The organism is Edaphosphingomonas laterariae (genome assembly GCF_900188165.1).
Lineage (GTDB): Bacteria > Pseudomonadota > Alphaproteobacteria > Sphingomonadales > Sphingomonadaceae > Sphingomonas_E > Sphingomonas_E laterariae.
Genome location: NZ_FZOS01000002.1, coordinates 201,523 through 224,859, shown reverse-complemented (window position 1 = coordinate 224,859; position 23,337 = coordinate 201,523). Strand labels below are relative to the sequence as shown.

Genomic DNA, 23,337 nt, shown 5'->3' with positions numbered 1-23,337 from the left:
GCATCGGGGTTTCCCCCCTCAGGGACGGCCGCGGATTGATCGCGATCCGTGTTCAAAATCGCGCGAAACGCTATTGGCGCCCGCCCTGTCCGGGCGGACAATGAACGCCGAGACGATATTTCAAGCAGGAGAGGCGACGACATGGCCGGCAGCCAGAACAAGATGGGCAAGTTCGACTGGGCGGATCCCTTCCTGCTGGATGACCAGTTGACCGAGGACGAGCGGATGATCCGCGATACGGCCCGGGCCTATGCGCAGGACAAGCTGCAGCCGCGCGTGATCGATGCGTTCGCCAATGAAGTGACCGACCCCGCAATCTTCCGCGAAATGGGCGATCTCGGCCTTTTGGGCGTCACCATTCCCGGCGAATATGGCGGCGTGGGTGCATCCTATGTCGCCTATGGCCTCGTCGCGCGCGAAGTGGAGCGCGTGGATTCGGGCTATCGTTCGATGATGTCGGTGCAATCCTCGCTCGTGATGTATCCGATCCATGCCTATGGATCGGAAGAGCAGAAGCAGAAATATCTGCCCAAGCTGGCCAGTGGCGAATGGATCGGCTGCTTCGGCCTGACCGAGCCGGATGCGGGTTCCGACCCCGCCGGCATGCGCACCCGCGCCGAAAAGATCGACGGCGGCTATCGCATCTCCGGCGCCAAGACCTGGATCAGCAATTCGCCGATCGCCGATGTGTTCGTGATCTGGGCGAAATCCGACGCGCATGGCGGGGCGATCCGTGGCTTCGTGCTGGAAAAGGGCATGAAGGGGCTTTCGGCGCCCAAGATCGAAGGCAAGCTTTCGCTGCGCGCATCGATCACCGGCATGGTGATGATGGACGGGGTTGAGGTGAGCGAGGATGCACTGCTGCCCAATGTCGAGGGGCTGAAGGGGCCGTTCGGCTGCCTCAACCGTGCGCGTTACGGCATTTCGTGGGGATCGCTGGGTGCCGCCGAATTCTGCCTGCACGCCGCCCGCCAATATGGCCTCGATCGCAAGCAGTTCGGCCGCCCGCTCGCCGCGACCCAGCTCTACCAGAAGAAGCTGGCCGACATGATGAGCGACATCGCGCTCGGCCTGCAGGCATCGCTGCGCGTCGGCCGGCTGATGGACGAGGGGCGGTTCGCGCCGGAGATGGTGTCGATCGTCAAGCGTAACAATGTCGGCAAGGCGCTCGATATCGCGCGCCAGGCGCGCGACATGCACGGCGGCAACGGCATTTCCGGCGAATATCAGGTGATGCGCCACGCGATGAACCTCGAAACGGTGAACACCTATGAGGGCGCGCATGACGTGCATGCGCTGATCCTCGGCCGCGCCATCACCGACATTCCGGCGTTCTGACGATGCCCCCCCTGAGCAAGGCTGGCGCGCCGCTCGCCGGGCTCAAGGTGGTCGAGCTGGCGCGCATCCTCGCCGGCCCATGGATCGGGCAGACGCTGGCCGATCTGGGTGCCGAGGTGATCAAGGTGGAGGCCCCGGCGGGCGACGATACGCGCCGCTGGGGCCCGCCCTTCATCGACAATGCCGATGGCAGCCGCGACGCCGCGTATTTCCACGCCACGAACCGCGGCAAGCGATCACTGGTGATCGATTTCACCACGGCGGAAGGCCAGGCCGAGGTGAAGCGGCTGGCGGCGGATGCCGACGTGCTGATCGAGAATTTCAAGGTCGGCGGGCTCGCCAAATATGGCCTCGATTATGCGAGCCTCGCCGCGATCAACCCACGCCTGGTCTATTGCTCGATCACCGGCTTCGGGCAGGACGGCCCCTATGCGCCGCGCGCCGGATATGACTTCATCGTCCAGGGGATGAGCGGGATCATGGACCTGACCGGCGATCCCGCCGGCCAGCCGCAGAAGATCGGCGTCGCCTTCGCCGACATCATGACCGGGCTTTACGGGGTGATCGGCATCCAGGCCGCGCTGGCGCAGCGCGAACGCACCGGGCGCGGCCAGCAGATCGACATGGCGCTTTATGACGTGATGACCGGCGTGCTGGCCAATCAGGCGCTCAACTATCTGGTGTCGGGCACCGCGCCGACGCGGCTGGGCAATGCCCACCCCAATATCGCGCCTTATGAGGTGTTTCCGACGAGCGACGGCTGGTTCATCCTGGCGGTGGGCAATGACGGCCAGTTCCGCCGTTTCTGCGCGATCATGGGCATCGCCGAGGACGCCCGCTTCGCCAGCAATGCGGAACGCGTGGCGCACCGGACCGAATTAAGCGCGCTGGTGGCCGAAGCGACCCGGCGTTGGGAACGCGATGCCCTGCTGGCGAAGCTGGAGGAAGCGGGCGTGCCGGCCGGGCCGATCAACACCGTGGCGCAGGCCTTCGCCGATCCGCAGATCGTGCATCGCCAGATGGCGCTGGCGCTGGATCGCGGCGACGGATCGGCACCGATCCCGGGTGTCCGCACCCCGATCCGCTTTTCGGATGCGGAGCTCGAGCTGGACCGCCCTTCGCCGCTGCTGGGCCGCTAAAGCGCCTGAACGCCCTTCAGGAACGCCGCCACCGTCGGCCCGCGCGGCCGTTCGGCATGTGCGATCGACAATGCGGCTTCGAGGTCGTCCGCACCGTCGAGCGGGCGGAGCACGACATCGTCGCCGGCCAGCCGGCGGACCGCATCGGGCACCAGCGCCACGCCATAGCCACCGCCCACCAGCCCCACCACCGTCAGGAAATCGCGTACCGGGCGGATCGGGCCGGGGGTGAAGTCATCGCGCCGTGCCAGCCCCGCCAGCATCCCGCCAAAACCCGACAGCGCATCGAAATGCGGCGAGATCAGCGTTTCGCCCGACAGATCGGCGAGCGCGACCCGCGCCGACGCCGCAAGGCGATGCCCGGCCGGCAGCAGCACGTGCATCCGTTCGCGCCGCAGCACGGTGAGCAGCACGCCGGCCGGCGGATCGTGCCGCGCGCGCACCAGCCCGATATCGAGCAGGCCATCCTCGATCATCGCCAGCTGGCGCGGCGTTTCCATCTCGGTCAGCCGCACCTCGACATCGGGATGTTCCGCGCGGAAGCGGCGAAGCAGTTCGGGCAGCAGTCCCGAGAAGATGGCCGAGGCGACATAGCCGATGGCGACATGGCCGATCGCCCCCTGCCCCGCGCGCCGGCCGACATTTTCCGCCTGCTCGGCCGCCTGCACGGTCCGCCGCGCCTCGACCAGAAACAGCTCGCCCGCTTCGGTCAGGCGCACGGCCGCGCGTTTGCCGCGCGTGAACAGCGGTGCGTCAAGCCGATCCTCAAGCTGGCGGATGCGCGCGCTCAGCGCCGATTGCGCGACGTGCAGGCGATCGGCGGCGCGGCTGAAGTGCAGATCTTCGGCCACGGCGATGAAATAGCTGAGCGACTTGATATCGAGCATTGCGGCCCTGCTTATAGGCGGGCGCCGGCCTTCACGGCCAAGCATTTATGCGCGCTGGAAGATTTGCGCTTTCGTCGCCTCAGCCGGCATCTTCGTCACCCCATGCTTGTTTCGGCAACCAAATGGGACGATCCTTCGTAACCATAAGGCGACGATTCCGGCGTGGGGCCGCATCGCCGCCGATGTAAGGCGTTGAACGGGCGGACAGGCCATGGCCAGGGTGGGGACTTATCTTCTATGCATCGGCGCGCTGGCGACCGGCCTTGCCATGGCCGGGCCGGGCGAAGCCAAACGCAGCAAGAGCGATACGGCGAGCGCGCCGGCGGCTGCACCTTATGCCGGGCCGGTGATCAAGGCTTATAAGCGCGATCCCCTGCCGATCTTCGACGATGCGGGCGACGTGGTGCGCGAGGTGACGCGCGGCGCGCTGCCGCCGATCGGAACGGAAGGCGCACGCGTGGTGCGCGCCAAGCCCGGCTTCGTCGGCATCATGCTGGACGGCGAGCTGGCGTGGCTGCGCATGTCGATGGTCGATTATGTCGGCGACGTGAAGGCGATCAAGTGCAACGCCACCACGATCGAATATGCGAAACTGGAAGAAGAAGGCCTGGATCAGTCGCTGGGGCTTGGCTGCGCCAAATAGCATCGGCCGAGGCGGTCCGGCGACACATAAGGAGGGGCGGAACCATGAAGACGGGCACCATCCTCGCAATGGCGGGCGCCGCCATGTTCATGTTCGGCACGGGGGCCGACGCGGCGCCCAAGAAGAAGCGATCGGCCACCGCCGCGCCGGCCGCGCCCGCCCCGGCCCCACAGCCGGCGGTGTTCGTGCCCGAACCGCCCTTCGTGCCGCTGAACGGCTGCCCTGCGCCCGGCGCCGGCACGCTGCCCGCCGCGCAAAAGCTGGACAAGAAGGCCAAGGGCAAGTTTTCGCTGACGAAAGCCCCGCTGATCGCCACCCTGCCCGCTGCCGAAGTGTGCGCCAACAACCAGCGCATGCGTTCGGGCGGGGTAGCGGGCGAAGCATCGCTGGGCCTGTCCGCGCAGGTGATGAACACGCGCTCCGCCCGGCTGGACCTGTTCGCCATGCCCGCGACCGAGCTGGAATTGCGCGCGGTGCTCGATCGCTTCGCCAAGGCGTGGCCCTATGCACCGCTGGAACGGACGCCCAAGATCCTGTTCCGGGCGAGCGACGCTTATGAAGCGCAGGCCCTGCCCGACAATACCATCGTCGTTTCGCTGGGCCTGCTGGAAGCGGCGGAATCCGATTCCGAGGTGCTTTTCGTCCTCGCCCACGAATATGCCCATCTGCTGCTGGGCCATTTCACCAAGGCCGAAGCGATCAGTGGCGCGAAGAAGAGCGCGACCGCGATATCGCAGGTCTATCAGGTCGGCAGCTTCGCCAATTCGCTGCGTGGCAGCGGATCTGTATCGGGTGCGCTGTCCAACGCGCAATCGGGCGCGGCGCGATCGGGCCGGGATGCCGCCCGCCTGTCCGAAGCACTGACCTTCGCCGTCGACGATATTGTCGCGCCTTCGTGGAACCGCGATCAGGAGGATCAGGCCGATGCACTGGCGATCGACCTGCTGATCGGCAGCAACATGACGATCGATACCTACGCCAATGTCTTCGCGCGGCTGCAAAAGGCGTTCGAGGCGGAAAAGGCATCGCGCGACAAGCGCGAGGCACTGGCCAATACGTTGCAGGACAGCCTGACCAGTTCGGTGAAATCCATGGCCAATGCCGGCACGGTGACCAGCCTGGCGACCGGCGGATCGATCAGCGCGCTGGGCACCAATCTGCTGAAGGGCACGGGCAGTTCGCTGCTGAACAATATCGGATCGGTCACCAAGGCCGTGGGCGGCGACACCCATTTGCCGCCGGAAGAACGGCGCAAGGGGCTGGCCGCTTATTATCAGGCCGGCTACCCGACCGCCGACCCGCCGATCGACACCGGCGCGATGATCGGCCGGATCAAGGCCAATCCCGAATTCAACCGCGCGACCATGCTGAAGGCGAATTATATCCGCGCCCGCCAATCCTATTTCGACGGCAATTATGGCGGCGCCGACCAGCAGTTGCGCGCGCTGGGCGCCGGTACCCGGCAGACGCCGACCTTCGTGAACTATGTCGCCGGTCTGTCCGCGCGCGATGCCGGCAACACGGCGATGGCTGCCAGCTATTTCGATGCCGGACGCAGTGGCAGCGGCGTCCAGAATCTCCAGCTTTATGAAAGCTATGCCGAAATGGAGATCAACACGCGCGATACCGCCGCCGCCGAAGCGGTGATCGGCGACGGCGTGGCGAAGTTCAAGGATCCCGATCATTTCAAGAGCATCGAGATCAAGCGCGAATTGGCATCGGGCGATGCCGCTGGCGCGCAGGCCACTTATGGCCAGTGCATGGCGGTGAAGGGCCGGGACTATATTCCCGAACGCTGCAAAGCGGCGATGCCGCAGGCCGCGCAGGCGAAGAAGAACCCACTGGGGATCGACCTGCCTTTCGGCAACTGATCCGCGCGGAACCACGCCAACCGGGACAAAGCCTCTCCCGGAACAAAGCCACTCCCGGAACAAGGACGCCGCCGCATGACGCCCAGCCGATCCGCCGCCCGCCGCCATGCGCTGCTGCTTTCCGCCTGCCTGATCGCCCTGGCCCCGCTTTTGGCGGCCCCGGTGCTGGCGCAGGCCGCCGGCGGGCGCAGCGTAGACCCGGCATCGATCCCGCCGTTGCGCGCACCGACGGCGGCGGAACAGGCGCAGATCGAAAGGATCACCGCCGCCCTTGAAACCGCCACCGCCGAACGGCGCTGGGCCGATGCCGTGGCGCTGGGCAAGCAGGCGCTGGCGATCGAGGAAACGACCGCCGGGCCGGACCATCCCGAAGTGGCCGGCACGCAGGCGCTGATCGCGGGCTGGCTGGCCAATCAGGACAAGTTCGCCGAGGCCGATCCTTATTATCAACGGTCCTATGCGATATTCGCCAAGCGGCTGGGCGACGGCCATCCGCTGACGATGACCGCAGCCAATAATCTGGCGACCAACTATCAGGCGCTCGGCCGCTTCGCCGATGCCCAGCCGATCTACCAGCAGGTGCTAGATGCCAGCATCGCCACTTATGGCGCAAAGCATAAGCGCGTCGCGCTGGCCTATAACAATCTCGGCTTCAACCTCGCGCGGCAGGGGCGCTATGCCGAGGCCAAGGCCTATTATGACAAGGCGCTCGCCACCGCCGATGGCGCCATGGCCGCCGACGATGTGGATCGCGCACTGATCCTGAACAATGTCGCCGCCAGCCTCGACGCGCTCGGACGTCCGATCGAAGCGGAGCCGCTCTACCGGCAGGCGCTGGCGCTGCGGCTCGCCAAGCTGGGCGACAAGGATCCGCGCGTCGCGGTGAGCTACAATAATCTCGGCTATAATCTGAACGCGCAGGGCCGCTATCCGGAAGCCGGCCCCGCTTATCGCCGGGCGCTCGACATCCGTGTCGCGCGCGACCCGCAGGCGCGCGCGACGGCGACGAGCTACAATAATGTCGCGCACAATCTGAACCGGCAGGGCCGCTATGCCGAAGCCGCGCCGCTTTATGCCAGGGCGCTGGCGATCTGGGAAAAGACCTATGGGCCGGACCATCCGATCACCGCGATCGGCCTGTCCAACGTGGCGGTGAACATGGAGCGGATGGGCAAGGCCGCCGACGCGCAGCCGCTGTTCGAACGCGCGCTCAAAATCCGTCAGGCGACGCTGGGCGCCACCCACCCCGATATCGCGACCGGCCAGATCAAGCTGGCGCACGATCTGGCCAGCCAAAAGAAATATGCGCAGGCCGCGCCGCTTTACGAACAGGGCGTGGCCGCGCGGCGATCGCTGCTTGGCCCACAGCATCCGGCGCTGGCCGAGGCGCTGACCGATCAGGCCGATATGCTGGCCGACATGGGGCCGGCGCAGCGCGGCAAGGCGGTGGCATCGGCGCGCGAGGCGGTGGAGATCGTGCGCCTGCGCCGCGCGGCGCGGCTGTCGGGCGAGGCGGCGGGCGAGGCCGGCGGCATCCAGCAGACGCTGGCGCGCGTCGGCGCCGAGGATGCGACGCGGATCGACCCGCTGGCCGGCGCCTTCGGCAGCATGCTGCGCGCGGCATGGCTGCGCGGCGGCGACGCGGCGGGCGAGGCGCCGGCGCTGCGTGCCGAAGCCTTCACCGCCGCACAGGATCTCGGCACATCGGCGGCGGCGCAGACCATGGCGCAGACCGCCGCGCGATTTGCGGCAGGGAGCGACACGCTGGCCGGGCAAGTGCGCCGGCAGCAGGATCTTTCCGCCAAGGCGCGCGAGATTGATGCCCGCCTGCTCGACGCGCTGACCAAGGGCGATGTGGCGCGCGCCAATGCGGCGCGGACCGAACTGGCGAGCACCGCCGCCAGCCTGAGCGCCGCCAACCGGCAGCTGCGCAAGGATTATCCCGATTATGCCGAACTGGTGCAGCCCGGCGCGCTTTCGATCGCCGAGGCGCAGGCCCGACTGAAGCCCGACGAGGCGGTGCTGCTGGTCATTTCATCAGGCGCCGACGTCTATAGCTTCGCGGTGACGAAGGAGAATGCGGCCTGGGCGCGGGCGGACGGCGCCGCACCGCGCATCGCCAAGGGGGTTGAACGGTTGCGCTGCCAGGTCGACACGCTGACCTGCCCGCGCAGCGCCAGCGACGTCGATCTCAACGCCGGGGCGCCGGCCAATTCGCCCTTCGTCGCCAAGGGCTATCCAGCGTTCGACCGGCCCACCGCCTATGCCCTCTATCGCGATCTGGTGGCGCCGGTGGAGGCGACATTGCAGGGCCGCAGGACCGTTTATGTCGTGACCTCGGGCGCGCTGGCCGGCCTGCCGCTGGGCCTGTTGCCGACGGCAGCGCCCGCGCCGGGCGAGGATGGGGCCGACCCCAAGATACTGGAAGCGACCCCCTGGCTGGCCGATCGCTATGCGCTGTCCAACCTGCCTTCGGTTTCGGTGCTGCGCGCGATGCGCCGGTCGGCGGCGGCAGGCGCGGGCTTCATCGGCTATGGCGCGCCGGTGCTGGACGGGCCGGACAAATCGGGGCGCGGGCTCGATCCCAATGTCTCGGCATTCAGCCCCGCCGGGCCGGACGGCATACCACTGGCCAACCCCGTCATGCTGCGCACGCTGAGCCCCCTGCCCGGCACCGCGACCGAGCTTTCCGCCATGGCGAAGACGCTGAAGGCCAGCGCGCGCGAAATCCACCTCGGCAATCAGGCGACCGAGGGATCGGTGCGCAGCGATCCGGCGATCCGCAAGACGCGCATTCTGGCCTTCGCCACCCACGGCGTGCTGCCCGGCGAACTTTCGGGGCTGGAGGAGCCGGGGCTGGTGTTCACCCCGCCGGCCAGCCCGTCCACCCGCGACGACGGACTGCTGACCGCATCCGAAGTGTCACGGATGAGTTTGTCGGCGGACTTTGTGATCCTGTCCGCCTGCAACACCGCTTCGACCGATGGCACGCCGGGCGCAGACAGCCTGTCGAGCCTGGCGCGATCGTTCATCTATGCCGGCGCTTCGGCGCTGCTGGCGAGCCACTGGCGCGTCGCCGACGATTCCACCGCCGCGCTGACCGTGGAAACGCTGGGGCTGCGGCAGGCCGATGCCAGCCTGTCGCGCGCCGATGCGCTGAAAGCGGCGATGGCGGCGATCCGCACTGGCAAGCGGGCGGACGGGTCAGCCGTGCCGGGTTGGACCGACGGCTGGACGCACCCCGCCGCCTGGGCGCCATTCACGGTGATTTCCGGCGGGGAGTGAGCCGGCCCGGCGGCCCGCTTATTTCCGTTTCACCAGCTTGAGCACGCCGACGATCGCCGCGCCGATGACGACGCCAACCACGCCGGACAAGGCCGCCTGGACGACCCAGCCTGCAAACCCAGCGGCGCCCGGAACGGCATGCGCCGCCGCTTCGGACGCGTGGTGAACCCAGCCGGGGATCGGCGTCAGGTGGAAATGTTCGAGCCCGTGGACGATGATGCCGCCGCCGACCCAGATCATCGCGGCGATGCCGATCACCGACAGCGCCTGCAGCACATGCGGCATCCCCTTCACCAGCCCGCGCCCGACCGCGCGCATGAAGCCGAGCCGCCCCTTGGCGAGATGGAGGCCGATATCGTCCATCTTCACGATCAGGCCGACGACGCCATAGACACCGATGGTGACGAGGAAGGCGACGACCGCGAGCACCGTCGCCTGCGTGCCTAGCGAGCTATCCGCCACGTCGGCGAGCGCGATCGCCATGATTTCGGCCGAGAGGATGAGATCGGTGCGGATCGCGCCGCTGACCTTCTGCGCCTCCACCTCGGCGGCATTTTCCATCGCGCCGCCGGCATCGCCTTCATCATGGTGGCCCGACAGGCTGTGCGCGATCTTTTCCACGCCTTCGAAGCAGAGATAGGCGCCGCCAACCATCAGCAGCGGGGTGATCGCCCAGGGCGCGAAGGCGCTGAGGCCAATGGCCACGGGCAGCAGGATCAGCAGCTTGTTGCGGATCGAGCCGAGCGCGATCTTGCCGATCATCGGCAGTTCGCGATCGGGCGAGAAGCCGGTGACGTATCGCGGAGTGACGGCCGTGTCGTCGATCACCACGCCCGCTGCCTTGGTGCCGGCGCGGCCGGCGGCGGCCGACACATCATCCAGCGAAGCCGCGGCGAGCTTGGTGATGCCCGCAATATCGTCCAGCAGCGCTACCAATCCCGTCGGCATCCGTCGCAACCCCCTTCAGCCCAAAGCCGTTGCGTCCTCGTAGCGAAGCGGCCGGGCGATGCAAATAAGCGCCGCGCCCGGCCGCGCCTGCCGATCAGCTGCGACTGGGCTTGGGCCGACCGATATTCTCCGCCTCCTCCCGCGCCAGCTGGCGGGCGAGCTTGGGATCGGCATTTTCGGGCGCGTTCAGGGGCTTCTGATCGCGATGCACGCCTTCCAGATCGGAATGCACGCCCTTGCGACCGGCGGGGGTTTCAGGGGGCTTGGCCATGGGATCTCCTTTGCCGCCATGAACCATCGAACCGCCGCCCCGGTTGCCTTCACCCCGTCCGTCGATTTTTTTGCGGGGCGGCTGGAACCACCGCCGTTCCGGCTCGTTCCCGCAATTCGGATAGCGACCTTATGCCCCCCCGCTCACGCTATCCGAACCAGGGCCCGGAAACCGCCGATCCTCCCCCCGACGGCGATTTCCGGGTCCGCACCTTTTTGGGGGACAGCCACATCGTTGGGACATCCGCGCCGGCAGATTCGCATCCGAATATGCTTATCGCCGGGAACCGGACCGCCTTCAGAACATTGTTTCTCCGGCTCACCGCGAGGTGGCGTTTGAAGGAGCATCAGAATGCGCAGGATTTTCACGCTTGCCATGGTTGCCGGGGCGCTGATCGTTTCGGCCTGCAATACGGTGGAAGGTGCCGGCAAGGACGTTCAATCGGCAGGCGAGGCCGTGGAAGACGTGGCCAAGTAAGCTTATCCGCATGACAAGCCACGGAGGGCGCGGTCAGCCGGCCGCGTCCTCCGCTGTTTTATCGCGGGCGCGCCGCTTTTCGGTGAACCAGATCGCGATCAGCGCCAGTTCGTAGAGCAGCACCAGCGGCACGGCGAGCATCAGCTGCGACACCACATCAGGCGGGGTGAGCACCGCCGCGATCGCGAAGGCGGCGACGATGGCATAGCGCCGCCCCGATTTGAGCTGCTGGCGGGTAACGATGCCCGCGCGTTCCAGCAGCATCAGCAGCACCGGCAGCAGGAAGGCGACGCCGAAGCCGAAGATGAACTTGGTGACGAAATCGAGATAATTGCCGACGCCGGGCAATGCTTCCTGGCTGACCCCGCCGACATCGCCCTGATAGCTGAGCAGGAAATGCAGCGCGACCGGCATGGCGAAATAATAAGCCATCGCCGCCCCGGTCAGGAACAGCACCGGCGTGACCGCCAGGAACGGCAGCAATGCGCGCTTTTCCTTGGCATAGAGGCCGGGTGCCACGAACTGCCAGAGCTGGTTGGCCACCACCGGGAAGGCGAGCATCATCGCCGAGAAGAAGGCCACCTTAATCTCGACGAAGAAGGCTTCGAAGATGTTGGTGTAGATCAGCTTGCCCTGCCCGGCCCGAAGCAGCGGCTGGACGAGGAAGGCGAAGATCGGCTTGGCGAAATAGAGGCAGAGCGCGAACGCCGCGCCGAGCGCCGCGAAGCTCCACAACAGCCGCTTGCGCAGCTCGATCAGGTGATCGAGCAACGGCGCCTTGGTTTCGTCGATTTCCTTCATGCCGGCTTGTCCGCAGGCGTATCGCCGGACAGCGGCAATTCGGGTTGGGCGGGCGCCACCGAAGTGGGTGCGGATGCGGGCGCCACGGACGCGGGCGGCGGCGTTTCGGGCGCAAGATCCGGCGCGTCGACTTCGGGCGGCTGATCCGGCGCTTCGGGCGTCGTCACCTCGGTGGCCGGCAGGGCCGTCGCCTGCGGTGCGCCATCATCGCGCAGCACGGGATGTTCGCGCATGATGCGGGCATTCTCCTCCGCCCATTTGCGCTCCATCTCCTCGATTTCGGACTGGCGGATCATTTCGTCCATGCCCGATCGAAAATGGCGGGCCATGCCACGCGCCTTGGCGACCCACTGGCCGACGATGCGCATCAGGCGCGGCAGATCTTTCGGCCCGATCACGACAAGCGCGACCAGCGCGACCAGCATCAGCTCGGTTGGGGCGATATCGAACATGCGGGCTTCGGATACTCTTGCGGCGGGCCGTAATCCATAGGCGCAGGACAAGCGCCCTGCGGCGCCGCCACGGCATCCGGGATCCCCGCCGAAGCGGGGATGGCATCAGGGCTTATTGCTGGGGCCGATCGTCCTGCATCGGCTGAAGGTTGCGATCGGCATTCGGCTCCAGCGGCGGCTGGGCCTGGAGGCGCGGCGCCGGCTTGGCCGCCTCTTCCTCTTCGCTCATGCCCTTCTTGAAGCTTTTGATGCCCTTGGCGACATCGCCCATCATGTCGGAAAAGCGCCCCTTGCCGAACAGCAGGAGGACGATGATCCCCACGACGAGCCAATGCCAGATACTGAGGCCACCCATGTAATTTCTCCTAGTGAGCCCCCTATCTAGTCGTCTGCGTCGCCGCTTTCCACCTCTAGCTGCGCGAAGGCGAGATCGACCGGATCGAGCAGGCCGGCGGCCTTGAGATCGTCGATACCCGGCAGATCGCGGCGGCTGGAAAGGCCGAAATGCGCCAGAAACGCAGGCGTGGTGGCGTAAGTGAGCGGGCGGCCGGGCACTTCGCGCCGGCCGGCAGGGCGCACCCAGCCCGCTTCCATCAGCACGTCGATCGTGCCTTTGGAAATCTGGACCCCGCGAATCGCCTCGATCTCGGCCCGGCTGACGGGTTCGTGATAGGCGATGATCGCCAGCGTCTCGACCCCGGCGCGGCTCAGCTTGCGCGCCTCCTCGCGATCGCGGCGCAGGATATAAGCGAGGTCGGGCGCCGTCTGGAAATGCCAGCGGCCGCTGCGTTCGACCAGATTGATGCCGCGCCCGGCATAATCGTCCGCCAGACGCAACAAAGTGCGCCGCACATCGCCCGCCGTGCCCACTGCGGCCATGATCTCGGTCAGCGTGAGCGGCGCCTCGGCCGCGAACAATGCGGCTTCGACTGCGCGGGCCAGATCGTCGGGCGGGTTCATGCGGCGCGGATCATCAGCGGCGCGAAATGATCGGCCTGTTCGATATGCGCCTTGCCCTGCCGGGCGAGTTCGAGCGCGGCCAGGAAGCTGGATGCCAACGCCGAACGGCGATATTCGGGATCGAGCGTCGGCGGCAGGAAGCTTTCGAGCGACGCCCATGCGATCTGGACGCCGATCATCCGTTCCACCCGGCGCATCGCTTCATCCAGCGTCATCACCGGCCGGCGCGAAACGACGTGGAACACCGGTTCGGTGCGCGCGCGGACGGTGCCATAGGCCGCGATCAGATCGTAAAGCTCAACCTGCCAGGCCGCCTTGCGGACGACCTTCAGCCCTTCCGGTGCGCCGCGCGCAAAGACATCGCGGCCCAGCCGGTCGCGCGCCATCAGCCGCGCCCCTGCCTCGCGCATGGCATCGAGGCGCTGGAGCCGCAGCTGGAGCCGCAGCGCCAGTTCTTCGGGGCTGGGATCGATCTCGGGATCCTTGGGCAGCAGCAAGCCCGATTTGAGATAAGCCAGCCACGCCGCCATGACGAGATAATCGGCCGCGATCTCCAGCTTGAGCGCCTTCGCATCCTCGATGAAGCGCAGATATTGCTCGACCAGGGCAAGGATCGAAATCTCGCGCAGATCGACCTTCTGTGCGCGTGCTAGGTTGAGCAGCAGATCGAGCGGCCCTTCCCACCCGTCGAGCGTGAGGGTCAGCGTATCGGGCTGCGCCAGCGGGAGTTCGAAATCGTCCACGATATCGGGCATGGCGCCACGCTAGCGCGGGTTTCGCCGTCATACCAGCGCGGGCTGGTACCGCGCGACGCGGCACGTGGCGCCGGACGTAGGCGGCCCCAGCCTCCGCAGGGGAGATGGCCGAGCGTCAGGCGTAGCCCAGCAGCGCATCCCGCTTGGCGACGAGTTCGGCAAAGTCGATGCCCGGTGCGCGGCCCGCCACCGTGGCCATCGCGCGATCGAGACGCGCCTTGGCCTCGCCACCGATCGGGCCGACCGCGCCGGCCACCGCCTGCATTTCGGTCATGTCGCCCGAACAATGCAATGCGATGTCGCAACCCGCGCGCAACACGCCCGCCGCCCGCTCGCCGAAATCGCCCGACAGCGCGTGCATGCCCAGATCGTCGGACATCAGCAGATTATCGAAGCCGATCCGCCCGCGAATGATATCGCCGATCACGCGCGGCGACAGGCTGGCGCATTCGTCTGCATCCCATGCGGTGTAGACGACATGCGCGGTCATCCCCATCGGCGCGCCGTTGAGCGCGATGAAGGGCGCGAGATCCTTTTCCAAATCCGCCTCGTTCGCGGTGACGACGGGCAGTTCGACATGGCTGTCGGCCATCGCGCGGCCATGGCCGGGAATATGCTTGACCACGCCGACGACGCCCGCCGCCTGCATGCCTTCCAGCACCGCGCGGCCAAGCGCCGCGACGCGCAGGGGCTCCGCCCCCAGCGCGCGATCGCCGATAATGTCGTGCGCATCGGGCTGACGCACGTCGAGCAGCGGCAGACAGTTCACGTTGACCCCGGCTTCGAACAGCATCGTCGCGATCGCCTGCGCATTGGCGCGCGTCGCCTCGATCGCCGACGCCGGTGCGACGTCATAGAGCCGGTCGAACAGTTCGGCCGTCGGGAATGCCGGCCAGATTGGCGGCTGCATGCGGGCGACGCGGCCGCCTTCCTGATCGATCAGGATCGGCACGTCGGCGCGCCCCGCAACATCGCGCAGCGCATCGGTGAGCGCGCGCAGCTGTTCGGCGGTTTCGACGTTGCGCTTGAACAGGATGTAGCCGGCCGGATCGACATCCGCGAAGAAGGCGCGCTCGTCGGCCGAAAGCGTGGTGCCGGCAAGGCCGAGGATCAGCGGGGTCATGGCTTCAGCCTTTTCAATCGTCATCCCCGCGCAGGTGGGACGCCATATGCTCGGACGTCGGGCCCTGGCGAAGCGCGGCGTTTACGGATCCCCGCCTGCGCGGGGATGACTTGGGTTATCTTAGACCGGGTTGCAGGGCTTGCCCGCCGCCTTCAGCGACTTGCAGGCTTCGCGCGCGCCGATGCCGCTCGCCCGCAGGCGATAGAGCGTCTTGCCGCCAACCTCGACCGTGGTGATGGAGCGGTTGAGCTTGCCCAGTTCGGGGAATTTCGGCGCCAGCCGGCCCCATTCGGCGATCGCGATCGATTCCGAATTGAACGCGCCGAGCTGGATGGTGCCGCCCGCCATCGCCGGCTTGGTCATCGGCGCGGGGGTGCCGGGCAGCAGGTTGGTCGGCTGGCCGGCCGGCTTGGCGGCGGGGGCCGCCGGCTTGGCTTCGGCCGTGCGAGCCGGCGCGGGGGTTGCCGGCTTCGGCGCCGGGGCAGCAGCGGCGTTGGGCGCGGGGGCAGCGCCCGCCACCTGCGACGGCGGCAAGGTGGTCGTGCGCACCGGCGCGACATCGACCGAAACGCCGGCGATCGGCGCTTCGGGCTGGGCATGCGGGTTGATCGTCGAATCGAGCGTCTGGCCCTCGCTGGTCGCGTAGGCCGCGTCGCCTTCGCCCTGCACGGCCATGCCATTGGCGATCGCGCCTTCGGCCGGCACCTTGTAATCGCCTTCGGGCGCGGCGATCAGTTCGCCCGATCCCGACGGCGCTTCGCGGTTGCGCATCCAGAAGATGCCGCCGACGACCAGGCCGATGAACACCAGCGCCGCGATCACCGCGCCGATCAGCTTGCCCAGGCCGACACCGCCCTGATCGTCCTCGTCCTCGACCGCTTCGAGCCAGGGCAACCGATCTTCGTCGGCGAGGCCGAAGCGGCCCCGATCAGCGTCCGTCATCAATGCATCTCCTCGGCCGCGGCGACCCCCATGACCGCCAGGCCGTTTCGGATAATCTGCCCGATCGCATCGGCCAGCGCCAGACGGGCTGCCGTGGTTTTCGCATCATCCGTCAGCAGGAAACGCCGCGTGGGATCGTCATTGCCGCGATTCCACAGCGCGTGGAAGGCGGCCGCCAGATCATAGAGATAGAAAGCGATGCGGTGCGGCTCGTGATTGACCGCCGCGCCTTCGACGACGCGCGGGAACTGCGCGCCGAACTTGACCAGCGCGAGTTCTTCCCCGTCGAGCAGCGCCAGATCGGGCGCCGGCAGTTCCATCTTCGCTTCCGCCAGACGGCGGTGGAGCGAACGGACACGGGCGTGGGCATATTGGACGTAGAAGACCGGATTGTCCTTCGACGCTTCGACCACCTTGGCGAAATCGAAATCCATCTGCGCGTCGGCCTTGCGGGTGAGCATGGTGAAGCGCACGACATCCTTGCCCACTTCGCGCACCACATCGGCGAGCGTGACGAAGCTGCCCGAACGCTTGGACATCTTCACCGGTTCACCGGCGCGGAGCAGGCGGACCATCTGGACAAGCTTGATGTCGAGCGGAACCTTGCCGCCGGTCAGCGCCTTCACCGCCGCCTGGATGCGCTTGACCGTGCCGGCATGGTCCGCACCCCAGATGTCGATCAGCTGATCGGCCTTCTCCGCCTTCTGGGCATGATAAGCGAGGTCGGTGCCGAAATAGGTGAGGCTGCCGTCGGCCTTCATCACCGGACGATCGCTGTCGTCGCCGAATTCGGTGGCGCGGAACAGCGTCATTTCCACCGGTTCCCAATCGTCGGGAAGCTCGCCCTTCGGCGCTTCGAGCGTGCCTTCATAGACGAGGCCATCGGCGCGAAGCTTGTCGAGCGCGGCTTTCACCCGGCCGTCGGTCTGCACCTTGGCCTCGGACGCGAACACATCATGATGGATGCCGAGCAGCGCGAGATCGGCGCGGATGAGGTCCATCATCGCCGCGACCGTCTTTTCGCGGAACAGCACCAGCCATTCGCTGTCGGGCGCGTTGACGTAACGATCGCCGAATTCGGCGGCCAGCTTCTCGCCGATCGGGATCAGATAATCGCCGGGATACAGGCCTTCGGGGATGGTGATGCCCTGTTCGCCCAGCGCCTGCCGGTAACGCAGATGCGCCGAACGGGCGAGCGTTTCGACCTGGCTGCCGGCATCGTTGATATAATATTCGCGGGTGACGGCGTAGCCGGCATATTCCAGCAGGGTGGCCAACGCATCGCCCACCACCGCGCCACGGCAATGGCCCATGTGCATCGGCCCCGTCGGGTTGGCCGAGACATATTCGACATTGACGCGTTCGCCCGCGCCCAGCTTCGACCGGCCATAATCGCCGCCATCGGCCAGGATGGTGGCCAGTTCCTCGCGCCACGTCTGATCGGTCAGCCGGACGTTGATGAAGCCGGGGCCGGCCACTTCGGCCGACGCGATTTCGGGCAGCCGGGCGAGCTTGGGCGCAATCAGCGCCGCCAGTTCGCGTGGATTCTTGCCCGCCGGCTTGGCCAGCACCATCGCCGCATTGGTGGCGAGATCGCCATGCGACGGATCGCGCGGCGGCTCCACCGCGACATTCTTGCGATCGAGCCCGGCCGGCAGATCGCCCGCGGCGGCAAGTTCATCGAGGATCTGGCCGATGCGATCGGCAAAACGGGCATAAAGGGTCACGGGCTCAATCCGGCACGAGGGAATTGGGCGGGCCTTAGCGGAAAGTGGCAGCCCAGGTCCATCATCGACGCACGATCATCCGGAACGGACGGACTTCGGACCCAGATTCCGTTGCGCCGCTTAGGCTGAGGCGGGACGCTTACGCCGCCATCGCAAGCAGGCAGGGGGACGGGGCGGATGAAGATCGTTGATCACAAACTGGAAGGCGCCTGGCGCGGGCATTCCCCCAATAGCGGCGGAAAGCTTTCCGCCCCCAGCCTGCTGGTGATGCATTATACCGTCAGCGGCGGCACAGGCCCCGAAGGCGTGACCGATTATTTCCTGTCGCCCAGGGCCAAGGCATCGGCCCATCTGATCGTCGGCCGCAACGGCAAGATCAATCAGGTGGTGCCGTTCGACGTCCGGGCCTGGCACGCCGGCACATCGGTGTGGCGGGGCAAGCCCAATTGCAATGATTATTCGATCGGGATCGAGGTGGACAATTGGGGCCGGCTGGCCCGCGCCGAAGACGGCAGCTTCCGCTCCGCCGCCGACAAGGTGGTGCCCGCCGATCGCGTAACCAAATTGCGCCACAAGCATGACAGCGTCGATGCCTATTGGGAAATCTACCCCGAAAAGCAGCTTGCCGCGCTTGTCGATGCCACCCGCGCCATTCTCGACACCTATCCGTCGATCCGGGAAATCGTCGGCCATGACGATATCGCCCCGATCCGCAAGAGCGACCCCGGCCCGGCCTTTCCGATGTCGCGCTTCACCGGGCTGGTCGAAGGACGCGCCGGCGGCCCCGTCACCCGCACCGTCATCGCCTCCTCGCTCAATGCGCGCGGCGGACCGGGCGTGGAATATGACGTGCTGGGCACCTTCGCCAAGGGCACCAAGCTCGCCGTGCTTTACGACGAGCCCGGCCTATGGGCGCAGGTGCGCGGCAAGCTCAGCAACGGCAATGAAGTGACGGCCTGGGCGGCGGACCAGTTCATGGCCTGAGGCTGGCACGCCGCCCGCCTGCCGACCACAAGCCTTCCGATCACAGGCCTGCCGATCACAGGCCTTCCAATCACAGGCCCTCGGGCATCTCCACCGGGCCGACCACGTCGCAATGGCGGGCGACGGCGTAACGATCCGTCATCCCTGCGATGAAATCGGCGATGTGGCGGGTGCGGGCGGGTTCCTGTTCGGGCAGCGCTTCGCGCCAGCCGGCCGGCAGCAGCGACGGATCGGCTCGATAGGCTGCCGTCAGCCCGGCGACGATCCGTCCGGCCTCGGCCGCGACCTGCAACTGGCTGGGATGATGATAGAGCCGGGCATACATGAAGCGTTTGAAGGCGCGTTCCTGCTCCGCCATTTCGGGCGAGAAGCCGACGAGCGGCCGGCCGGCGGCGCGAACATCCTCCACGCTCGCGGGCCGAACCTCGGCAAGCCGCGCGCGGGTCTCTTCCAGAAGGTCATTGACCATCCGGCCGATCTGTTCGCGGATCAGTTCCGCCACCAGCCGGCTGCGCGGCGCATCGGGGTGGCGCGCCTGCACCCGCGCCCAGCCCGGCGCAACCAGCGGCTGGGCCACGACATCGTCCAGTTCGATCAGTCCCGCGCGCAGGCCATCGTCGATATCGTGATTGTCATAGGCGATGTCGTCGGCCAGCGCCGCCACCTGCGCCTCCAGCGAGGCATGGCTCGTCAGATCGAGCGGGAAATCGGCGTCGATCTCGGCCATCGCCCAGGTGGGGTTGAGGATCGGGCCATTATGCTTGGCCAGCCCCTCCAGCGTTTCCCACGTCAGGTTCAGCCCGTCCCAGCGCGGATAAGGGGTTTCCAGCCGCGTCAGCACGCGCAGGCAATGGGCGTTGTGATCGAAGCCGCCGGCATCTGCCGTCGCCGCCTTCAGCGCCTCTTCCCCCGAATGGCCGAAGGGCGGGTGGCCGATATCATGGGCCAGGCAAAGCGCCTCGGTCAGATCCTCGTTCAGGCCGAGCGCGCGGGCGATGGTGCGGCCGATCTGCGCGACTTCCAGACTGTGGGTAAGCCGCACGCGGAAATGATCGCCATCGGGCGCCACGAACACCTGCGTCTTGTGCCGCAGGCGGCGGAACGCGATCGAATGGATGATGCGATCGCGATCGCGCTGAAAGGCATCACGCGGCCCCCGCGTCTCGCCCCCGCCTTCGGCATGGCGGCGGCCACGCGAACGGGCGGGATCGGAAGCATAAGGGGCAAGCGCAGGCATGCCCGCGCCTTTGCCGGGCGCCGCCGGACAAGTCCAGCCCGCCCGGCCCCGGTGCCCGATTTGCCCCCTGCCCTATTTGCCCCCTGCCCTATTTGAGCGTCAGCTTCTCCACCGGCACGCCGGCGCGCGAGGTGAACTGGATCGTCGACATGCCGCCCTTGGCGAGCTGGTTGACGAAGCCCTGCGCCTCCTCCTCCGTCTTGAACGGGCCGACGAGCAGGCGGTTGGACGCCCGCCATGACGACACCCAGGGGGAGCGGCCGTTGAAGAATTTCGGCTTGTCGGCCTTCAGCCGGGCCCAGACCTTGGGAAGATCGGCCTTGTTCTTGCCCGAGGCGACCTGCACCCAATAACGTTCGGGCTGCGCGGCCTTGGCCTTGGCAGCTTCCTTCGCCTCGGCATCCGCCTTGGCCTTTGCTTCGGCCTTGGCTTTCGCGTCCGCCTTCGCCTTGGCGGCGGCATCGGCCTTGGCCTTGGCATCCGCTTTCGCCCTGGCATCGGCCTTAGCCTTGGCGGCGGCTTCCGCCTTTGCCTTGGCCGCTGCGTCGGCCCTGGCCTTGGCGGCGGCTTCCTCCTGCGACTTCGCTTCGGCCCGCGCCCGCGCCTCGGCCGAAGCCTTGGCCGCCGCGACCGCCGGATCGGCCGTCGTCAATTCCGCATCGGGGCCGACCAATGCGGCCATGCGCGTCGGCGGAGCCGCAGGCGTGGGCGCTGGAGCCGGGGTCGGGGTGCGCGCAGCCGTTTTCGACTTTGAGGTCGCCGCGGCGCCATTGGTCTCGTCCGCACCCGGACGGCGGCGCGGCGCCTTGGCGGCGGGATCGGGCTTGGCGGCGACGCGCTCGACAGCCGGCGTTTCGATCGTGGCCTTGCCCAGCGGAGTGCCGGTTGGAACCAGCGGCGCATCGGGCCGTGCCGACGCGGCGGTGGGCTGCCCCGCCGGCTTCGCCATCACGGCATCGGCGAACAGTTCGGCATCGGAATAACGACGCCCTTCGGACGGGAAGCGGCCGAAATGGACGGCCAGTGCCTTTTGCGGCGCCTTCAGCTGGCCGAGGCGACCGAAGAACTGGCCCATGGCGTTGGCCTGCGTACCCGGCATCACCGCGTTCACGGCGCGCTGTGCGCCGGCCTGATCACCGGTCAGCGCGAGTACGAAGGCGCGCGTGCGCCACGCCGCGCGATCGCGCTGGCTGACCAGCGGGTCGAGCACGGTGAGCGCGCCTTGCCGATCGCCGGCGATCGCCATCGACAAGGCCAGCCGCTGGGTGATCTCGTCATCATTGCGGGTGCGCAGCGCCAGCGCATAATCGGCCTGCGCGCGCTTATTGTCGCCGCGCAGGTCATAAGCGAGCCCGCGATCGCCGGCGATATCCGCCTCGCGCACGCCAAGCGACACCGCCTCGTCGAACAGCTTGAGCGCCGCGCGCGGCTGTTCCATCTGGACGAGCGACGATGCCAGCCCCGCCTTGGTGCGCCCGTTGCGCGGCGAAATCTCCTCCGCACGGGCATAGAAAGCGAGTGCCGCCTGCGGATCGCCGACCAGCAGCGCCGCCCGCCCCGCGCCGAGCAGCGAATTGAAATCGCGCGGGTTGGCCGCCAGCATCCGCAGATAGCGGCTGAGCGAATCCGCCGGATTATCGGGCGAAATCAGCGCCGAATAGGCGCTGTCCTGCGCCGCCGCCGGCAGCGGGGCGACGGTGAGCGCGAGCAGCGCCACGGGCGCGACATGGCAGACAAAACGGGCGATCGACGGGAAGCGGAAAGGCATGATGGCGTCCCATAGAGGGAGCCGGCCGCCGATCCGCAAGGGATTCGTTGCGCCGGCACGTCGATCCGGTGGCGCTAAGCGACGAGGCGGGGAACCTTTTCGCATAAAGGCCGAACCGGCCAAAAACAGCCCGGCCCGGTGGCCATCCGCCCCATAGGGACGGCGACCACCGGGCCGGCCGATCGGCGTGAAGCCGAAGCTTACTGGTTATAAGCTTACTGGTTATTCTGGCGGTTCAGGAAGCGCGGCACGTCGGCACCGCGATCATCCTCCACCTGCGCCTTGGCGGCGCCACGGGCAATGTTGGACATGCGTTCGAACAGCGTGGCGCCTTCCCGCCCGCGCGAAGCGGCCTGGGCCGGCTCCGGCGCCGGGGTGAGCCAGGGGCGCGTGCCCGCATCGCCCGTATCGGCGAGGTCGGCGCGCGGCGGCACCGGATTGCCCGACACCGGCGGCGTCAGCGGTTCGCCGAGCAGCAGTTCATCACCCGCCGGCTGGACGATATCGTTGGCCGAGAGGTCGAGCGCATCGGCCTGCACCGGAACCGGCGGCTCGAGCGTGATTTCGGGCTGGGCCGGCGCGGCCACGGGCGGCGGCGCGACCGGTGCGGGCTGGATCACCGGAGCAGGCGCCGGAGCAGCGGCCTGCGGCGCGGCGACCGGGGCCGGCTGCGGCGCGCTATCCTTGCGCGCGGCCGGGAAGGTGAACAGCTTGGCCGGTTCCGGCGCGACGGCGGCTTCGGCCTCGATGCCGGTGGCGACCACCGACACGCGGATCTTGCCTTCCAGATCATTGTTGAACGCCGAACCCCAGATGATGTTCGCGTCCGGATCCACCAGTTCCCTGATGTGGTTGGCGGCCTCGTCGACCTCCATCAGGCGCATATCCTCGCCACCGACGATCGAGATGATGACGCCCTTGGCGCCCTGCATCGAAACGCCGTCGAGCAGCGGGTTGGCGATCGCCTTTTCGGCGGCTTCGATGGCCCGATTGTCGCCCGAGGCTTCGCCCGTGCCCATCATCGCCTTGCCCATTTCGCCCATCACCGAACGGACGTCGGCGAAATCGAGGTTGATGAGGCCCGGCATCACCATCAGGTCGGTGATCGAACGCACGCCCTGCTGGAGCACCTCGTCCGCCATCTTGAACGCTTCCTTGAAGGTCGTGTTCGGATTGGCGACGAGGAACAGGTTCTGGTTGGGGATGACGATCAGCGTATCGACATGCTTCTGCAGCTCCTCGATCCCGCTTTCGGCGGACTTGCCGCGACGATTGCCTTCGAAGCTGAACGGCTTGGTGACGACGCCGACGGTGAGGATGCCCTTGTCCCGCGCGAGCTTGGCGATCACCGGCGCGGCCCCGGTGCCCGTGCCACCGCCCATGCCGGCCGTGATGAAGCACATGTGCGCGCCATTAAGCGCGGCGTCGATCTGCTCCATCGCCTCTTCGGCGGCGGCGCGGCCGATTTCGGGGCGAGCACCGGCGCCAAGCCCTTGCGTGATCTTGAGGCCGAGCTGGATGCGCTGTTCGGCGGCGGACGCGTTCAGCGCCTGCGCGTCGGTGTTGGCGACGATGAAATCCACGCCCTGCACGTCGGAGGTGATCATGTTCGCGATGGCGTTGCCCCCGGCACCGCCCACCCCGATCACGCTGATGCGGGGCCGCAACTCATCAACTTCCGGCCGCATGAATTCAATCGTCATATCACCAACTCCGCTGAACCGCGCGC

General features: G+C 67.4%; 21 protein-coding genes. 7 read left to right on the top strand and 14 right to left on the bottom strand.

The window, feature by feature from the left end; all coding sequences use genetic code 11:
• The first annotated feature begins 162 nt into the window (after positions 1 to 162).
• Positions 163 to 1,338, top strand: coding sequence for an acyl-CoA dehydrogenase (locus CHB74_RS03460; RefSeq protein WP_425442233.1), 1,176 nt, complete (start codon positions 163 to 165; stop codon positions 1,336 to 1,338).
• 2 nt (positions 1,339 to 1,340) lie between these two features.
• Positions 1,341 to 2,477, top strand: coding sequence for a CaiB/BaiF CoA transferase family protein (locus CHB74_RS03455; RefSeq protein WP_089218211.1), 1,137 nt, complete (start codon positions 1,341 to 1,343; stop codon positions 2,475 to 2,477).
• Here the strand turns inward: CHB74_RS03455 and CHB74_RS03450 are convergent.
• Entirely contained in the window at positions 2,474 to 3,364 is an 891-nt protein-coding gene (locus CHB74_RS03450) for a LysR substrate-binding domain-containing protein (protein ID WP_179220700.1), read from the bottom strand. The genes CHB74_RS03455 and CHB74_RS03450 overlap by 4 nt on opposite strands.
• A gap of 211 nt (positions 3,365 to 3,575) precedes the next feature.
• On the opposite strand from CHB74_RS03450, the gene CHB74_RS03445 reads away from it, so the two are divergent.
• The 3 genes from CHB74_RS03445 to CHB74_RS03435 all read left to right on the top strand — a co-directional run bounded on the left by CHB74_RS03445 (position 3,576) and on the right by CHB74_RS03435 (position 9,163).
• Positions 3,576 to 4,007 (top strand): hypothetical protein, encoded by a 432-nt coding sequence (locus CHB74_RS03445; protein WP_089218209.1) that lies wholly within the window; start codon positions 3,576 to 3,578, stop codon positions 4,005 to 4,007.
• 44 nt (positions 4,008 to 4,051) lie between these two features.
• Entirely contained in the window at positions 4,052 to 5,878 is a 1,827-nt protein-coding gene (locus CHB74_RS03440) for a M48 family metalloprotease (protein WP_089218208.1), read from the top strand.
• Positions 5,879 to 5,953: 75 nt separating this feature from the next.
• Positions 5,954 to 9,163: a CHAT domain-containing tetratricopeptide repeat protein gene (locus CHB74_RS03435; RefSeq protein WP_089218207.1), complete on the top strand. Its 3,210-nt coding sequence runs from the start codon at positions 5,954 to 5,956 to the stop codon at positions 9,161 to 9,163.
• An 18-nt stretch (positions 9,164 to 9,181) separates the two neighbouring features.
• On the opposite strand, the gene CHB74_RS03430 is transcribed toward CHB74_RS03435, so the two are convergent.
• Positions 9,182 to 10,111 carry a DUF808 domain-containing protein gene (locus CHB74_RS03430; RefSeq protein ID WP_089218206.1) on the bottom strand — a complete coding sequence of 310 codons (930 nt, stop codon included), beginning with the start codon at positions 10,109 to 10,111 and terminating at the stop codon, positions 9,182 to 9,184.
• Between the two features lie 94 nt (positions 10,112 to 10,205).
• Positions 10,206 to 10,382 carry a hypothetical protein gene (locus CHB74_RS21895; RefSeq protein ID WP_179220699.1) on the bottom strand — a complete coding sequence of 59 codons (177 nt, stop codon included), beginning with the start codon at positions 10,380 to 10,382 and terminating at the stop codon, positions 10,206 to 10,208.
• Between the two features lie 351 nt (positions 10,383 to 10,733).
• On the opposite strand from CHB74_RS21895, the gene CHB74_RS03425 reads away from it, so the two are divergent.
• Positions 10,734 to 10,859 (top strand): entericidin A/B family lipoprotein, encoded by a 126-nt coding sequence (locus CHB74_RS03425; protein WP_089218205.1) that lies wholly within the window; start codon positions 10,734 to 10,736, stop codon positions 10,857 to 10,859.
• Between the two features lie 33 nt (positions 10,860 to 10,892).
• On the opposite strand, the gene tatC is transcribed toward CHB74_RS03425, so the two are convergent.
• The 8 genes from tatC to argS form a co-directional block, all read right to left on the bottom strand.
• Complete coding sequence (gene tatC, locus CHB74_RS03420) at positions 10,893 to 11,660, bottom strand: twin-arginine translocase subunit TatC (protein ID WP_089218204.1); 768 nt, start codon at positions 11,658 to 11,660, stop codon at positions 10,893 to 10,895.
• On the bottom strand, positions 11,657 to 12,112 hold the full coding sequence (gene tatB / locus CHB74_RS22705) for a Sec-independent protein translocase protein TatB (protein WP_089218203.1): 456 nt from the start codon (positions 12,110 to 12,112) through the stop codon (positions 11,657 to 11,659). The genes tatC and tatB overlap by 4 nt, the downstream gene beginning before the upstream one ends.
• A 112-nt stretch (positions 12,113 to 12,224) precedes the next feature.
• Positions 12,225 to 12,467 (bottom strand): twin-arginine translocase TatA/TatE family subunit, encoded by a 243-nt coding sequence (locus tag CHB74_RS03410; RefSeq protein ID WP_089218202.1) that lies wholly within the window; start codon positions 12,465 to 12,467, stop codon positions 12,225 to 12,227.
• 26 nt (positions 12,468 to 12,493) lie between these two features.
• Entirely contained in the window at positions 12,494 to 13,072 is a 579-nt protein-coding gene (gene scpB / locus CHB74_RS03405) for an SMC-Scp complex subunit ScpB (protein WP_089218201.1), read from the bottom strand.
• Positions 13,069 to 13,827 (bottom strand): segregation and condensation protein A, encoded by a 759-nt coding sequence (locus CHB74_RS03400; RefSeq protein WP_089218200.1) that lies wholly within the window; start codon positions 13,825 to 13,827, stop codon positions 13,069 to 13,071. Before CHB74_RS03400 ends, scpB begins: the two co-directional genes overlap by 4 nt.
• Before the next feature lie 115 nt (positions 13,828 to 13,942).
• Positions 13,943 to 14,950 (bottom strand): beta-N-acetylhexosaminidase, encoded by a 1,008-nt coding sequence (nagZ, locus tag CHB74_RS03395; protein ID WP_089218307.1) that lies wholly within the window; start codon positions 14,948 to 14,950, stop codon positions 13,943 to 13,945.
• Positions 14,951 to 15,070: 120 nt separating this feature from the next.
• Complete coding sequence (locus CHB74_RS03390) at positions 15,071 to 15,892, bottom strand: SPOR domain-containing protein (protein WP_089218199.1); 822 nt, start codon at positions 15,890 to 15,892, stop codon at positions 15,071 to 15,073.
• Complete coding sequence (gene argS, locus CHB74_RS03385) at positions 15,892 to 17,619, bottom strand: arginine--tRNA ligase (protein ID WP_089218198.1); 1,728 nt, start codon at positions 17,617 to 17,619, stop codon at positions 15,892 to 15,894. Before argS ends, CHB74_RS03390 begins: the two co-directional genes overlap by 1 nt.
• Before the next feature lie 177 nt (positions 17,620 to 17,796).
• Here argS and CHB74_RS03380 point away from each other — a divergent pair, with 177 nt between their 5' ends.
• Positions 17,797 to 18,603 carry an N-acetylmuramoyl-L-alanine amidase gene (locus tag CHB74_RS03380; protein WP_089218197.1) on the top strand — a complete coding sequence of 269 codons (807 nt, stop codon included), beginning with the start codon at positions 17,797 to 17,799 and terminating at the stop codon, positions 18,601 to 18,603.
• A 70-nt stretch (positions 18,604 to 18,673) separates the two neighbouring features.
• Here CHB74_RS03380 and CHB74_RS03375 read toward each other — a convergent pair whose 3' ends face one another.
• From CHB74_RS03375 to ftsZ, 3 genes are all read right to left on the bottom strand, one after another.
• Complete coding sequence (locus CHB74_RS03375) at positions 18,674 to 19,840, bottom strand: deoxyguanosinetriphosphate triphosphohydrolase (RefSeq protein WP_089218196.1); 1,167 nt, start codon at positions 19,838 to 19,840, stop codon at positions 18,674 to 18,676.
• An 88-nt stretch (positions 19,841 to 19,928) separates the two neighbouring features.
• Positions 19,929 to 21,608 carry an SPOR domain-containing protein gene (locus CHB74_RS03370; RefSeq protein WP_245842582.1) on the bottom strand — a complete coding sequence of 560 codons (1,680 nt, stop codon included), beginning with the start codon at positions 21,606 to 21,608 and terminating at the stop codon, positions 19,929 to 19,931.
• 215 nt (positions 21,609 to 21,823) lie between these two features.
• On the bottom strand, positions 21,824 to 23,311 hold the full coding sequence (gene ftsZ, locus CHB74_RS03365) for a cell division protein FtsZ (RefSeq protein ID WP_089218195.1): 1,488 nt from the start codon (positions 23,309 to 23,311) through the stop codon (positions 21,824 to 21,826).
• Between the last annotated feature and the right edge of the window lie 26 nt (positions 23,312 to 23,337).

Coding starts and splice junctions, on each gene's coding strand:
- CHB74_RS03460 (WP_425442233.1), top strand. CDS start 163: ATGGGCAAGTTCGACTGGGCGGATCCCTTCCTGCTGGATGACCAGTTG.
- CHB74_RS03455 (WP_089218211.1), top strand. CDS start 1,341: ATGCCCCCCCTGAGCAAGGCTGGCGCGCCGCTCGCCGGGCTCAAGGTG.
- CHB74_RS03450 (WP_179220700.1), bottom strand. CDS start 3,364: ATGCTCGATATCAAGTCGCTCAGCTATTTCATCGCCGTGGCCGAAGAT.
- CHB74_RS03445 (WP_089218209.1), top strand. CDS start 3,576: ATGGCCAGGGTGGGGACTTATCTTCTATGCATCGGCGCGCTGGCGACC.
- CHB74_RS03440 (WP_089218208.1), top strand. CDS start 4,052: ATGAAGACGGGCACCATCCTCGCAATGGCGGGCGCCGCCATGTTCATG.
- CHB74_RS03435 (WP_089218207.1), top strand. CDS start 5,954: ATGACGCCCAGCCGATCCGCCGCCCGCCGCCATGCGCTGCTGCTTTCC.
- CHB74_RS03430 (WP_089218206.1), bottom strand. CDS start 10,111: ATGCCGACGGGATTGGTAGCGCTGCTGGACGATATTGCGGGCATCACC.
- CHB74_RS21895 (WP_179220699.1), bottom strand. CDS start 10,382: ATGGCCAAGCCCCCTGAAACCCCCGCCGGTCGCAAGGGCGTGCATTCC.
- CHB74_RS03425 (WP_089218205.1), top strand. CDS start 10,734: ATGCGCAGGATTTTCACGCTTGCCATGGTTGCCGGGGCGCTGATCGTT.
- tatC (WP_089218204.1), bottom strand. CDS start 11,660: ATGAAGGAAATCGACGAAACCAAGGCGCCGTTGCTCGATCACCTGATC.
- tatB (WP_089218203.1), bottom strand. CDS start 12,112: ATGTTCGATATCGCCCCAACCGAGCTGATGCTGGTCGCGCTGGTCGCG.
- CHB74_RS03410 (WP_089218202.1), bottom strand. CDS start 12,467: ATGGGTGGCCTCAGTATCTGGCATTGGCTCGTCGTGGGGATCATCGTC.
- scpB (WP_089218201.1), bottom strand. CDS start 13,072: ATGAACCCGCCCGACGATCTGGCCCGCGCAGTCGAAGCCGCATTGTTC.
- CHB74_RS03400 (WP_089218200.1), bottom strand. CDS start 13,827: ATGCCCGATATCGTGGACGATTTCGAACTCCCGCTGGCGCAGCCCGAT.
- nagZ (WP_089218307.1), bottom strand. CDS start 14,950: ATGACCCCGCTGATCCTCGGCCTTGCCGGCACCACGCTTTCGGCCGAC.
- CHB74_RS03390 (WP_089218199.1), bottom strand. CDS start 15,892: ATGACGGACGCTGATCGGGGCCGCTTCGGCCTCGCCGACGAAGATCGG.
- CHB74_RS03380 (WP_089218197.1), top strand. CDS start 17,797: ATGAAGATCGTTGATCACAAACTGGAAGGCGCCTGGCGCGGGCATTCC.
- CHB74_RS03375 (WP_089218196.1), bottom strand. CDS start 19,840: ATGCCTGCGCTTGCCCCTTATGCTTCCGATCCCGCCCGTTCGCGTGGC.
- CHB74_RS03370 (WP_245842582.1), bottom strand. CDS start 21,608: ATGCCTTTCCGCTTCCCGTCGATCGCCCGTTTTGTCTGCCATGTCGCG.
- ftsZ (WP_089218195.1), bottom strand. CDS start 23,311: ATGACGATTGAATTCATGCGGCCGGAAGTTGATGAGTTGCGGCCCCGC.